The sequence below is a fragment of the Flavobacterium sp. 38 genome, from assembly GCF_057799715.1.
In genome coordinates this window covers 114216-128022 of the sequence record NZ_JBYNWZ010000012.1, presented here as the reverse complement: position 1 = coordinate 128022, position 13807 = coordinate 114216, and the positions used below count along the sequence as shown (strand labels likewise).

Here is a 13807-nt window from a genome sequence, read left to right as displayed (position 1 = left end):
TAAAATCTAAAATCTAAAATCTAAAATCTAAAATCTAAAATCTAAAATCTAAAATCTAAAATCTAAAATCTAAAATCTAAAATCTAAAATCTAAAATCTAAAATCTAAAATCTAAAATCTACAACTAACTTAACTTAACCAAACATAAATGAGTTCAATTTCATCTGATATTAAACCAAAAAAACATTACGAAATTCTGGACGGATTGCGTGGTGTTGCAGCGATTTTAGTAGTCGCATTTCATATTTTTGAAGCTTTTGCAGGCGGAAACCGTTTTGTGCAAATTATCAATCACGGATATCTTGCTGTAGACTTCTTTTTTCTTTTATCTGGATTTGTTGTGGCGTATGCCTACGATGACCGCTGGGGAAAAATGGGGCAGTGGGAGTTTTACAAACGCCGATTAATTCGTTTGCAGCCCATGGTAATTATGGGAATGATCATTGGCGCTATATTTTATTATTTTCAAGCTTCAGATATTTTATTCCCAATGATTGGCGGAATGGAAGTCTGGAAAGTAATTTTAACCATGGTAATCGGATTTACGTTATTGCCAATTCCGCCTTCTTTAGAAATTAGAGGCTGGGGAGAAATGCATCCTTTAAATGGTCCGGCGTGGTCGCTATTTTTCGAATATATTGCAAACATCTTGTACGCCTTAATCTTCCGTAAATTTTCGAATAAAGTACTATCGGTTTTCGTGCTGATATTTGCCGGACTGTTAGTTAATTATACCGTTTTAGGACCAAAAGGAGACGTAATCGGTGGCTGGTCATTAAATTTAGAACAATTGAATGTCGGTTTTACGCGTCTATTGTATCCGTTTTTTGCTGGAGTTTTATTGTGCCGTTTAGGAAAATTAATTCATGTAAAAAATGCTTTTTGGATCTGCAGTATTCTAATCACAATTGTTTTAGCCGTACCAAGATTTGGAGACGAAAATAGCCTTTGGATGAATGGTTTATACGAATCAATTGCCATTATTTTTATTTTTCCTCTTATCGTCGCAATTGGAGCAGGAGGAGAGATTAAAAATGAATTCTCGCTTAAAATCTGTAAACTGCTAGGAGATATTTCGTATCCAATTTACATTACACATTATCCGTTAATTTATTGGTTTACCGCTTGGGTTGTAGACAATAAAGTGACTATGGCAAATGGATACTTGGAAGGAATCGGAGTTTTGATTGTAAGTATCGTACTCGCTTTTGTGTGTTTAAAATTATACGACGAACCAATTAGAAACTGGCTAGTGAAAAAGTTTCAAACAAGACAAGTTGTTGGGGAAGTAACAAAGTAACAAAGTAACAAAGTAACAGAGAATAAGGCTTTGTAACTTTGTACCGTTGAAAATTATAGATAGTCAAAAGGGATAAACAGTTAAGTTTATCCCTTTCTTTTTTCTAGGACAAAGATACAGAGTTGCAAAGTAAAAAAACTTTGCCACTTTGTATCTCTGCAACTTTGTCCCTTACTCCAAAACCAATTGTCCTAAAGCTTCTTTACTGAAACCTTTCAATTCATCTGTTTTTCCAGCTTTGATTTTAGCAACCCAATTCGGATCTGATAAAAGTGGTCTTCCAACAGCAACCAAATCAAAATCGCCTCTATCGAAACGTCTGTTTAATTCTTCTAATGAAGTTGGTTCAGAACTTTCTCCTGCAAATGCACCAAAGAAATCACTTGAAAGTCCCACAGAACCAACCGTAATAGTTGGCGCTCCAGTTACTTTTTTAGCCCATCCTGCAAAGTTCAAATCAGAATCTTCAAATTCTGGTTCCCAGAAACGACGTTGAGAAGCGTGAATAATATCAACACCAGCATCAACAAGAGGCGTAAGCCAAGCTTCTAATTCCTGTGGATTTTTAGCCAGTTTATAATTGTAATCAGAAGGTTTAAATTGAGAAAAACGCATAATTACGGCAAAGTCATTTCCCACTTGTTTTCTCACTTCTTTTACCACTTCAATAGCAAAACGATTACGTTCTGGCAAAGTTTTTCCTCCGTAAATATCTTCTCGTAAGTTGGTTTCAGCTCTAAAAAACTGATCGATTAAATAACCGTGTGCACCATGAATTTCGACCGTGTCAAAACCTAATCTTTTAGCATCGGCCGCAGCTTTACCAAAAGCTAGAATAGTATTTTCAATATCTTTTTCGGTCATAGAAACTCCGTTTCTAAAATCTGGACGGTTTAATCCAGACGGGCCTTCAAATGGAACTGGCGGAACCCATCCAGAATGATGATTGTCCATAATTCCCATATGCCAGATCTGCGGTCCCATTTTTCCGCCCGCATCGTGAACTTCGTCAATAACTTTTTTCCATCCGTTTAAAGCTAATTCGCCGTGAAAGTGTGGCACATTAGCATCATTAGAAGAAGATTTTCTGTCGATAACAGTTCCTTCAGATAAAATTAGACCAACTTCACCTTCAGCTCTTTTTTGGTAGTAAGCCGCTACATCATCAGTTGGAACTCCATTAGGAGAAAAAGAGCGCGTCATTGGCGCCATTACGATTCGGTTTTTCAGATTTAACGACTTTAAGTTAAATGCCGAAAACAGGTTGTTTGTACTCATAGTAATTTTACAAATTAGATTGAATTAATTTACTAAGTGCTTCAAAGGCACCTTCGTTACGTTTATAATAAGTCCATTGTCCAACACGTTTGGCTTCAATAAAACCAGCGCGCTGTAAAATAGATAGGTATTCGGATACTGTCGATTGTGTTAAACCAGCCTTAGCTTGAATCTGGCCAACACATACACCATGCTCAAATCCAGCATGCTGTAACTGATCGGGAAAGTTAATTTCGGGTTCTTTTAACCATTCCAGCATTTGTAATCTGGATTTGTTTGAAAGTGCTTTAAATATTTCTATCGTTTCCATGGTGCAAATATATCGACTTTTCCCGATATATCAATTTCCCGATTTGCTTTTGTGATAATTTTATGATTGTGACAGATTAGTTTAGCATTAAAAACAAAGAAATTTTATATTTGCTATGAGAATTAATCTCGCAAAGTCGCAGAGAGAATTAAACCATATAAGTCATATAAGATAATTTAAGTTTTGCCTAAAATGAACTTATATGACTTATATGGTTAAGAAAAGAACTTAGCGTCTTTGCGACTTTGCGAGAAATTCGTCCCACAATCTAAATAAACTTAATAATGAAAAAAACTTTACTTATTGTGGCATTTTTATGCTGTGTAATTACTAGTTCGAATGCGCAAGTCGTAGGAACAGATATTGGCGACATCGCTCCAGAAATCGATCTTCCAGACACAAAAGGAGAAAAAATAGCGCTTTCTTCTTTAAGAGGTTCTTTGGTTTTAGTTGATTTTTGGGCTTCTTGGTGTGGACCTTGCATAAAAGAACAGCCGTTATTAGTAAAACTGCACAATGCCTATCCAGATAAATTATCGATCTACGGCGTTTCTATGGATACCAAAAAGCCATTGTGGACAGGAGCCATCGCAAAAGGAAAATTACCGTGGACAAACGTAAGCGACTTAAAATACTGGACTTCACCAGTGGTTGGAGATTACATGCTGCAATCTGTTCCGTTAAATTTTCTAGTAGACAAAAACGGAATCATAATAGCGAAAAACATTCACGGACAAGCCTTAGAGGATAAGATAAACAGCTTGTTGCAGTAATTTAATTAAACCATATAAGCAATATAAGTACATTTCAAGCCAAACTTAAATTATCTTATATTGCTTATATGGTTAAACTATCTTCCCAATTGGAATTTGGAATTTTAAGTTTTGGAATTTTACATTAAGACTCCTTAATAACTTTCTTTACACCTCCAAAACTCGTTTTCAGCATTTCTCTAATCTGAAACTGCGTTTTGGTTCCTGATGCATTTTTCCAATCTTTGAGATCAAAAATATGAATCTGATCTGCGTAAGGATTCGTAAGAAATGAAATTCTCGAAATCGTATATTTATAGTATTTCAGTTCGTGAGACACATGTCGATTTGGAACAACGATTAATATGTTTTCCCAATTCAAAAAGTCTTTCGGAACATCTTTTCTTTCTAATAATCCTAAAGATTCAAAAAAAGCAGTAATCTTCTGATCATTAAGCTTGCTAATCTTATGATCGAGGTTTTTAAAAGTCGTTTGGAGTCTATTTTCGTTAATAATAGTACTCATACTGTAATTGCTTTTTTATGATTTAAATATAAAATTACATCAAAAGAAAATCATTTTTAAATCTAAAGCCATTAGATTCATTCTAAATTTTAAAACCCCTTCTAGAAGCATTTGTTATGAATGAGTTATCACATTTTGATAAAATACTATTAATGTTTGTTCTCTAAAAGCCTTATTTTTATCGCTATCTGATTTTACTAACAATCTAACTATGAAAACCACCCTTACTCAAAAAACAATTCTCTACTTTTTATTCTTCTGTTCATTCCATTTATTGGCTCAAAATAAATCGGCAAGAGAACTTATTTTAATTGATAAAGACTGGAAGTTTTCATTTGGACATTTATACGATACAAAGAAGGATTTTGGCCATGCAGAAGGCTATTTTTCGTACTTAACCAAAACTGGATTCGGCGACGGACCAGCTGCAAAAGACTTTGACGACCGAGCTTGGAGAAAGTTAGATCTGCCGCACGATTGGGCGGTCGAACAGCCTTTTAGCGAAAGCGCGAGTTTCAGTCATGGATTTAAAGCAGCAGGAAAAAATTATCCCGAAAAAAGTATCGGCTGGTACAGAAAAAAAATAACGATTCCGAATGAGGATTTAGGGCGTATTATTTCTTTAAAGTTCGATGGCGTTTTCAGAAATTCAAAAGTCTTTTTCAACGGATTTTATTTAGGAACGCATGAAAGTGGCTACAACGGATTTGAATACGATGTAACGGCATATGTAAATTACGGAGGTGAAAACACGATTGTAGTTCGAGTGGATGCTTCGATGGAAGAAGGCTGGTTTTATGAAGGTGCGGGGATTTACAGACATGTTTATTTGCAGAAGACGAATCCTATTCATGTAGTGCAAAACGGAACTTATATAACTTCAGAAATTACAAGTGATAATGCTTTAATTACTGCGGAAGTAAAACTGGAAAATAAAGGTCGTTTTAAAGGAAATGTTGAAATAAAACAAACCATTTTAGATGCTTTTGGAAAAGAAGTAACAGTAAATTCTGAAAATGTTTCGGCTCCTGAATTTTATAGAACAAATTCGTACTCATCAAAATTAAATGTCACAAGTCCGCTTTTGTGGGATATTAATTCGCCAAATTTATATCAGTTAGTTACAGAAATAAAAAGTGAAGGAAAGGTTATTGACGAGTATAAAACTTCATTCGGAATTAGAACTATAAAATTTGATCCAGAAAATGGCTTTTTCCTTAACGGAAAACCAGTAAAATTAAAAGGAACTAATAACCATCAGGATCACGCGGGAATTGGAACGGCTTTGCCAGATGAACTTCAATATTACAGAATTAAAAAACTGAAAGAAATGGGATCGAATGCCTATCGCTGTTCGCATCATACTCCAACTCCAGAATTACTAGAAGCTTGTGATAAACTAGGAATGCTGGTTATTGATGAAACCCGTTTAATGGGGATCAACGAATATCATTTAAATGATTTGCAGCAAATGATGGAGCGAGACCGTAATCATCCGAGTATTTTCTGCTGGTCGGTTGGTAATGAAGAATGGCAAATTGAAGGCGGCATTACTGGCGAAAGAATTACCAACGTCATGCAGGATTTTGCTAAAAGCATTGATCCGACAAGACCTGTTACAGTAGGAATCAGTAGCGGATTTAAAAGCGGGATTTCTTCTGTAGTTGAAATTATGGGCTATAATTATTTAGGAAACGGAGATATCGATGCGCATAGAAATCAGTTCAAGAATCAGCCAGGAATGGGAACCGAAGAAGGTTCTACGTTTGCAACGCGCGGAATTTATTTTACAGATGATGCCAAACATTATCAGAGTGCTTATGATAAAAAGCCGCGCCCAACATTTTATAGCATTGAAGAAGGCTGGAAATTCTATGCAGAAAGACCTTATCTCGCCGGAATGTTTATCTGGACAGGTTTTGATTATCGCGGAGAACCAACACCATACGGCTGGCCTTCTGTAACTTCGTATTTCGGAATGATGGATGTTTGCGGTTTCCCGAAAGACAATGTTTTTTATCTGAAATCGTGGTGGGGAAAAGAACCTGTTTTGCACTTATTGCCGCATTGGAATTGGAGCGGAAAAGAAGGGCAGGAAATTGATGTATGGGCATATTCGAATTGCGATGAAGTAGAACTTTTTCTAAACAAAAAGAGTTTAGGAAAAAAGAAAATGCAATTAAATAGCCATTTAGAATGGAAAGTAAAATACGAAGCAGGAACTTTGGAAGCTATTGGTTATAAAAACGGTAAAAAAGTCTTGACAGACATTCAGAAAACAACTGGAAAAGCAGAAAATATTAAGCTTTCTTTTGATAAAGAAAATGTATTGAAAGGAAATGTTTCGGTTTTAACGGTCGAAGTTACAGATAAGAATAATTTACATGTTCCTACAGCAAATGATGAAATTACGTTTTCTACAAAAGGAGGAAAAATTTTAGGAGTAGGAAACGGCGATCCAACTTCATTAGAAAGCGATCAGTTTATTGATGACATTGCGTTAGTTGCCATAAGCAATCTTAAAGAACAAAAAGGAACGACCAGTTCTCTTCCTCAACAATTGCCAAGTTATTCTGAAAACGAATGGACAGAAGCTTTTAAAGACCGTGATTATAAAAAGCAAGCTCCATCGTATGTTTACAAAGGAGAGTTTGATTTGAAAAATAATGACGCGACTAATATTGTGAGTTTCTTTTATAAAAAAATAGGAGCAGAGACAGTCGTTTTTGTTAACGGAAATAAAGTCGAGCCAAGCAAAGAAGATACTCAAAAATATATTTTGAATGCATCTATTCTAAAACAAGGAAAAAATACAATCCACATCGCAACAACTCCATTACAAAAAATAAAAGATTGGGACGTAATGAATACAGATCCCGGAATTATTCAAGTCATAACACCCGCAGAATCTTGGAAACGAAAGCTTTTTAATGGTTATGCTCAAATCATCATTCAAAAAGAAGAAAATGCTAAAGAAGTTGTTTTAAGCGCTTCGGCGAAAGGACTAAAGAGTTCTGCAATTATTGTGAAATGATTTAACCGCGAAGGACGCTAAGGTTTTTCGCAAAGCACGCGAAAGTTTTAATCTCGCAAAGTCGCAAAGTCGCGAAGTAAATTAAACCATACAAGTAACATAAGAATTATTTAAGTCTAGCTTAAAATGAACTTATATGACTTATATGGTTAAGAAAAAACTTTGCGTCTTTGCGTCTTTGCGAGATTATTTGATTTTCATAACTTTGCAAAATGAATAATCAGACAGATATACAGAATTGCGATTTTACTTCAGATTTAAAAATGAAGGGTTTTAAAGTTTATCCTATAAATGGAGACTTCAGTAAAGTTCCCGTTTACAGCCGAAGGGACTTTTATAAAATCTGCATCAATACCAGCAAAAGCATTATACAATACGCTGACCGCGGAATAGAGACCGACGGAACGATTCTGTTTTTTGGCAATCCGATTATTCCGTATTCTTGGGAAACGGTTTCGGAGAAATTTGAAGGTTATGCCTGCGTTTTTACAGAAGAGTTCTTTAAAACCAAAGACCGATCAGAAACACTTCACGAATCGCCTTTGTTTAAAATAGGTGGAACACCAATATTTACTTTAAATGCTGAACAAAAGGTATTTATCGATTCTTTATTTCAAAAAATGATTGAAGAATACGAAACCGATTATGCATTTAAAGACGATTTAATGCGCAGTTATGTCAATCTGATTATTCACGAATCGATGAAAATGCAGCCTTCAGAGAATTTCTTTAAACATAAAAATGCTTCTTCGAGAATTACTTCTTTGTTTTTAGAATTATTAGAAAGGCAATTCCCAATAGAAACTAAAGATCAGCCTTTAGCTTTAAAAACGCCGCAGGATTATGCGCAAAGTCTTTCTGTGCATGTTAATCATTTAAATCGTTCTGTAAAAGAAGTTACTGGAAGACCAACGACAGCTCATATTACCGAAAGAGTAATCAACGAAGCCAAAGCTTTATTGCAGCATACCGATTGGAGTATTTCAGATATTGGCTATTCACTTGGATTTGAATATCCGAGTTATTTTAATAATTACTTTAAAAGGCTTACAGGAACGGTTCCGAAATCGCTTCGAATGTAAATTGTTTCAATTTCTTAATTTTTTGTTTGAATATTGTTATTTCGGCATTGTAGTATTGTGCTACATTTGCCCTGAAATAACAACGAATCTTTGTATCAGTTTTCGAATGACTAAATAAACACTTCATAAAGCGATGTCAGCTTTACCGTTTAGTTTTAAATTTTGATTACAACCTAACATATACATTTTTAACGAATTAATTAAAAATCAAATTCTCATTCGAAAGGAGATTCAATGCGTTGGTTATTTTACTGAAATAAGTATCAATAAAATTCAAACAAATTATTAACCCGAAAAACAACGAAATTATGTCGACACAATTCACAGCCGTAACAGAAGAAGGTAAAGTTCCAAACACTTATATGACAGGTGAGGTGTCATATAAAAAACAAACTAGTGAAATTCATCCTGAAAACACTACTATCAAAGACGTTTCTTTCGAGCCGTGCGCAAGAACCAACTGGCACAGTAATGCAAGTCTTCAGCTCATTATTGTAACGCAGGGAGAAGGCTATTATCAAGAAAGAGGCGGAAAAATTAATCTATTGCAAAAAGGTCAGGTTTTAACGATTCTGCCAGGTATTGAGCATTGGTATGGAGCCACTCCAGAAAGTTCGTATTCGTACATCACAATCGTAACAGAAATTGATAAGGGCTCTGGAACTTGGTTAGAAAAAGTGACCGACGAAGAGTATTTTTCTTTTAGCTACTAAGCTACTGAGGTTCTAAGTTGCTAAGGTTTTTTGTCGCGAAGATTTTTTGCCACTAAGTCCCTAAGACGCAAAGTTTTTTTAACTTTATGAGTGTAATTATTTGATAATTAAATTTTTATGATCTAATTAAGCTTTCGAAAAGAAAAATCTGTGTCAATCAGCTTTAATCTGTAATCCCGATAGCTATCGGGAGCGTGAAATTCTGCGTCTCGCAAAAACCTGAAACCTGAAACCTGAAACCTGAAACAAAAAAACAAACTATAAAAAATATGGAAACAAAAAACGTAAAAGCCTTCGGTACAGAAGCTGCCGAAGCACCATTAAAAACCTTAGATATTAAAAGAAGAGAAGTTTTAGCGCATGACGTTGAAATCGAAATTTTATATTGCGGGATCTGTCACTCAGATCTGCATTCGGCTCGAAATGAATGGCACGGAACAATATATCCACTTGTTCCAGGTCACGAAATTGTAGGTCGCGTTACAAAAGTAGGCGATCACGTAAAAGGATTTAAAGTGGGCGATTTAGCGGGAGTTGGTTGTCTTGTTGATTCTTGCAGAGAATGCGAACATTGCAAAAATGATTTAGAGCAATTCTGCGACGAAGGAAATATTCAAACGTTCAATTCGCCAGACAAACATTTAGGCGGACAAACTTACGGTGGTTACTCACAAAGTATTACGGTTGATGAAAGCTTCGTTCTGCATATTTCAGATAAATTAGATCTTTCTGCTGTTGCTCCTTTATTGTGTGCCGGAATTACAACTTATTCTCCGTTAAAACATTGGAAAGTTGAGCCTGGTCAGAAAGTTGGAATCGTTGGAATCGGAGGACTTGGTCACATGGGAATCAAAATTGCGAAAGCTATGGGTGCTCATGTGGTTGTTTTTACCACTTCGTTATCTAAAACGGAAGATGCCAAACGTCTAGGTGCAGATGAGGTTGTTTTATCTACAGATGAAGCTCAAATGGCGCAGCATGCGAGAAGCCTAAACTTTATTTTAGATTGCGTATCGGCTGAACACAATATCGATTCATACCTAAACTTACTTAAAGTAGACGGAACGCTTACTTTGGTTGGCGCTCCAATGGATCCGCTTCCTGTAACTTCTTTCAGTTTGATTTTAGGAAGAAGAAGTTTCTCAGGTTCGTTAATTGGCGGAATCGCAGAAACTCAAGAAATGCTTGATTTCTGTGCAGAACATAACATCACATCAGACGTAGAAGTAATCGGTATTAATGACGTAAACGACGCTTACGAAAGATTATTAAAAGGAGATGTTAAGTATCGTTTTGTGATTGATATGGCTTCGTTGAAATAAGTGACAAAGTAACAAAGCGACAAAGTCACAAAGTTTTCTAAACTATTAAAACTTTGCCTCTTTGTCACTCTGCAACTTTGCAACTTTAAAAAAAAAAAACAAAACCCCTCAAGCAATTCAACTCTTGAGGGGTTTATAGCAAAGATTTGAGGCTCTTAAATACTCAATAGAATCTTAGAGCCTAAGAATCTTGCTTTAAAAATAAATAATAACCAATTAAATTTATTTTATTTTTTGTCTAGGTTTTGTTTCAGCATTTTAGCGTGTTCCAAATGTGCTGTTAAACCTGCAATATTGTTAGAAGCCCAAGTTCTTACTTCTTGATCGTTAGCATCTTTTGCGGCTTTTTCTAATTTTTTAATCGCTTTTTCGTGACCATCGATCATCATATCAGCGAATTTTTTGTCAAAATCAACACCCGATTTCTCGTTTAATTTATTGTATTCCTCTTGTCCTTCTTCCGTTAGAGTAGTTGGTAGAGTAAAGTTTTTTGCTTTTGCTAAAGCACTAACTTCAGAAGCCGATTTAGTGTGCTCATCAACAAGCATTTTACCAAATTTTTTCACTTCAGCGTTTGTACTTTTAGTCTGAGCCAGTTTACCAATTTCGATTTCAGCTAAATTGATTTCAGCTTGATCTACTAAAAATTCAGAATCATCCTCTTTGCTGTCAATAGAATCGAATTTTGCTTCGTTTGCATCTTCTGCAACTTCTTTAGGATCTTCTTGTTTGGTTTCGTTTTTACAAGATTGAAGGGATAAAATAATAAGTCCTGCTCCTAAAATGGCTTGTCCGGCTAATAATAACTTTTTCATGATTTTAATAGTTTAAATGTTATGATGTAAAATTATTGAGAACCTGTAAGAAAAAATTACACGATTTTTATGGATTGTTATAGGATTTGGATGCTATTAATAATTAGAAATGTATGTTTGTATTATTAATTGAGTAAAATGAAATATTTAATTCATGAAACAAAAAATTACCATCCTATTTCTTTTAGCAACAGCTTTTGTATCAGCCCAAATTACTTATAAAGGCTTCATAGACAAATATCTAATTGAGTTGGTAACCGATATTTATTCAGACGGGCAAGGATCTGCAATCTATGCGTATTCTAATTATGATACGCCAATAGTTTTGAATGCAAAGCTTGTAGAAACCGCTTTAGTTTTTACGGAGAAAGATAAAAACGATAAAGAAACCGCAAAACTGACTTTTGAAAATTATGATGCCAAAAGCAATCAGCTAAATGGAATCTGGAAAGATTTGAATTCAGGAAAAGAGCTTATAATCAGTTTAGAAAAAGAGTTAGATGTAAATGATAATTTAGAATCGAAAGAAAGAGAGATTTTACAGCCCGTTTCTTTTAAAGATAAATATTTTATGCTTGTTATTTCGAAAGATTCAAATGTGAGCGGCATTAAAATTCTGGAGAAAAAGACCGATAAATTAATCCAGAAAATTGACATTCAATGCCAACTTTGGGGACTTTACAATATAAATGTAGGAGATTATAATTTTGATGGATTTGAAGAATTCTCTGTTTTCGAATCCAGTTACGCGGGACCAAATACTTCTAGAATATATTTTCTATACAATCCGAAAACAGGAAAATACTTTGAAAGCAGTTTTACTGGCACTTCATTAGAATTTGACAGTAAAACTAAAAGGATCTACGAGCACAATCAATGTTGCGCAGGTAGGAGTGTAGAAAGAGCCGAATATAAAGTTGTCAATAACAAAATGGTTTTGATAAAAAAGACTTGTATGGAATATGATGATAAAACAAAGGACTACAAGAATATTAAATGTGATTGATTGTCTTGTTATGTTTAAAATTATTAAGCTTAAAGAAATACGATAACTAAAACAATTTCAAATATATTATTTATGAAGAAAAAGCAGATTTGGATTCTTTCAATTTTGATTATTTTAGTTTTAATTGCAATTCCAGTTTTTCATATTTTAAAAACTAAATTGAATGAAAAAGACATTAAACTGGAAAAACCAAATGGATATACAAATGATGCTAGCCAGCTTAATTTGACTAAAGTTGATACTATTATAAAAGTTCCTAAAGATAAAGCTGAAATAATAGAGCAACTTCAAGAAATTTTAAAATATGCGAAAGCGCAAAATTTAAAAATTTCAATAGCAGGAGCACAGCATAGCATGGGGGGACATACAATTTATCCAAATGGGATTTTAATAAATATGCTTCCATACAACAATATGGAACTAGATAAACAAAACGATATTCTCACAATTGGTTCAGGAGCATTATGGGAAGATGCTATTGAATTTTTAGATAAAGAAGGAAAATCAATTAGTATTATGCAGGCCTTCAGTTCTTTTTCAGTAGGAGGTTCTATCAGTGTAAACGGGCATGGATGGCAGAAAGATTCTCCGCCAATTTCTTCTTCTGTACTTTCTTTTACTTTAATGAATGATAAAGGAGAAATTTTGACATGTAGCAGACAAGAGCGTCCTGAATTGTTTAAACTCGTTTTAGGAGGCTATGGTCTGTTCGGAATCATCTTAGATGTAAAATTAAAAGTAACCGATAATAAAGCTTTAAAATATAAATATTTCCGTTTAAGTCCAGACAATTATGTTGAACATTATAAAAAGCTTATCTCAGAAAATCCTAAAGTGAATTTGGTTTTTGGACGATTAAAGATTGCAAATCAAGAATTTTTGGAAGAAGCAACGATTAATTTTTTTGAAGAAGTGGATGAAAAGCTACTTCCTATAAAAAAACAGAATGAAAAAAACGAAGAATTAAAACGTTTGGTTTTTAGAAGTTCTGTTAGGAGTGAATACGGAAAAAGACTTCGTTGGGATTTGGAATATGGAATGAATAAAGTAAGTCACCATAATATTTTTTCGCGTAATGAACTATTAAATGATCACGTCTCTTTAATTGAAAATAAAGATCCCAATTCTACAGATTTACTTCAGGAATATTTTATTCCAGAGAAAAATTTTAATCAATACATAAGAGATATTAAACCTATTTTACAGCGATCAAAATTAGATTTGCTTAATATTACAATTCGTGCAGTAAATAAAGATGATGACACTTTTATGAACTACGCAAGACAAAATGTTTTTGGATTTGTGTATCTTTTCAATCAGAAAAAAACAGAAAAGGAAGAGAGCGAAATGAAAAAATTAACCAGTCAATTGGTTGATGTCGCAATTAAAAATAATGGAACATTTTATCTTCCATACCGCTTACATATTAGCAGAGAAAAAATGAGAAAAGTATATCCAAGAGCCGATGAGTTTTTTAAGCAGAAGAAAAAGTATGATTCAAACGAAATATTTCAAAATCAGTTTTACATACATTATAAATAATATAATCCCAACTCCAAAAGAGTTGGGATTTTTTTTGCTTCAAACATTCCATAACTTAAATATATTTTACAAAATCACTTTCACAATTCCCATCCCACAAATTTGAAATTTCAAACCAAAATTCTAT

12 protein-coding genes are annotated in these 13807 nt (G+C 34.1%); 8 read left to right on the top strand and 4 right to left on the bottom strand.

The window, feature by feature from the left end:
* Positions 1-148: 148 nt before the first annotated feature.
* The gene (locus tag AC3E9W_RS20915; RefSeq protein WP_488769875.1) at positions 149-1300 is read left to right on the top strand and encodes an acyltransferase family protein; all 1152 of its coding nucleotides are present in this window, start codon (positions 149-151) and stop codon (positions 1298-1300) included.
* A 171-nt stretch (positions 1301-1471) separates the two neighbouring features.
* Here the strand turns inward: AC3E9W_RS20915 and AC3E9W_RS20910 are convergent, their stop codons facing one another.
* Positions 1472-2578, bottom strand: coding sequence for an NADH:flavin oxidoreductase (locus tag AC3E9W_RS20910; RefSeq protein WP_488769874.1), 1107 nt, complete (start codon positions 2576-2578; stop codon positions 1472-1474).
* A gap of 7 nt (positions 2579-2585) precedes the next feature.
* Positions 2586-2888 carry an ArsR/SmtB family transcription factor gene (locus AC3E9W_RS20905; protein WP_306157868.1) on the bottom strand — a complete coding sequence of 101 codons (303 nt, stop codon included), beginning with the start codon at positions 2886-2888 and terminating at the stop codon, positions 2586-2588.
* Between the two features lie 284 nt (positions 2889-3172).
* Between AC3E9W_RS20905 and AC3E9W_RS20900 the strand changes: the two genes are divergently transcribed.
* Complete coding sequence (locus tag AC3E9W_RS20900; RefSeq protein ID WP_488769873.1) at positions 3173-3661, top strand: TlpA family protein disulfide reductase; 489 nt, start codon at positions 3173-3175, stop codon at positions 3659-3661.
* A gap of 124 nt (positions 3662-3785) precedes the next feature.
* Here AC3E9W_RS20900 and AC3E9W_RS20895 read toward each other — a convergent pair whose 3' ends face one another.
* Positions 3786-4166: a hypothetical protein gene (locus AC3E9W_RS20895; protein WP_306157871.1), complete on the bottom strand. Its 381-nt coding sequence runs from the start codon at positions 4164-4166 to the stop codon at positions 3786-3788.
* Positions 4167-4377: 211 nt separating this feature from the next.
* On the opposite strand from AC3E9W_RS20895, the gene galA reads away from it, so the two are divergent.
* The 4 genes from galA (at position 4378) to AC3E9W_RS20875 (ending at position 10317) form a co-directional block, all read left to right on the top strand.
* Positions 4378-7200, top strand: coding sequence for a beta-galactosidase GalA (galA, locus tag AC3E9W_RS20890; RefSeq protein WP_488769872.1), 2823 nt, complete (start codon positions 4378-4380; stop codon positions 7198-7200).
* Between the two features lie 212 nt (positions 7201-7412).
* Positions 7413-8282, top strand: a complete 870-nt coding sequence (locus tag AC3E9W_RS20885) for a helix-turn-helix domain-containing protein (RefSeq protein WP_488769871.1) — start codon at positions 7413-7415, stop codon at positions 8280-8282.
* Positions 8283-8590: 308 nt separating this feature from the next.
* Positions 8591-8995, top strand: coding sequence for a cupin domain-containing protein (locus tag AC3E9W_RS20880; protein ID WP_306157877.1), 405 nt, complete (start codon positions 8591-8593; stop codon positions 8993-8995).
* A gap of 269 nt (positions 8996-9264) precedes the next feature.
* Positions 9265-10317 carry an NAD(P)-dependent alcohol dehydrogenase gene (locus AC3E9W_RS20875; protein WP_488769870.1) on the top strand — a complete coding sequence of 351 codons (1053 nt, stop codon included), beginning with the start codon at positions 9265-9267 and terminating at the stop codon, positions 10315-10317.
* 227 nt (positions 10318-10544) lie between these two features.
* Here the strand turns inward: AC3E9W_RS20875 and AC3E9W_RS20870 are convergent, their stop codons facing one another.
* Positions 10545-11132, bottom strand: coding sequence for a DUF4142 domain-containing protein (locus AC3E9W_RS20870; RefSeq protein ID WP_306157880.1), 588 nt, complete (start codon positions 11130-11132; stop codon positions 10545-10547).
* Positions 11133-11286: 154 nt separating this feature from the next.
* Between AC3E9W_RS20870 and AC3E9W_RS20865 the strand changes: the two genes are divergently transcribed.
* Together AC3E9W_RS20865 and AC3E9W_RS20860 are read left to right on the top strand one after the other, a co-directional pair.
* Complete coding sequence (locus AC3E9W_RS20865; protein WP_488769869.1) at positions 11287-12138, top strand: XAC2610-related protein; 852 nt, start codon at positions 11287-11289, stop codon at positions 12136-12138.
* 72 nt (positions 12139-12210) lie between these two features.
* Positions 12211-13680 carry an FAD-binding oxidoreductase gene (locus tag AC3E9W_RS20860; RefSeq protein WP_488769868.1) on the top strand — a complete coding sequence of 490 codons (1470 nt, stop codon included), beginning with the start codon at positions 12211-12213 and terminating at the stop codon, positions 13678-13680.
* Positions 13681-13807 lie beyond the last annotated feature (127 nt).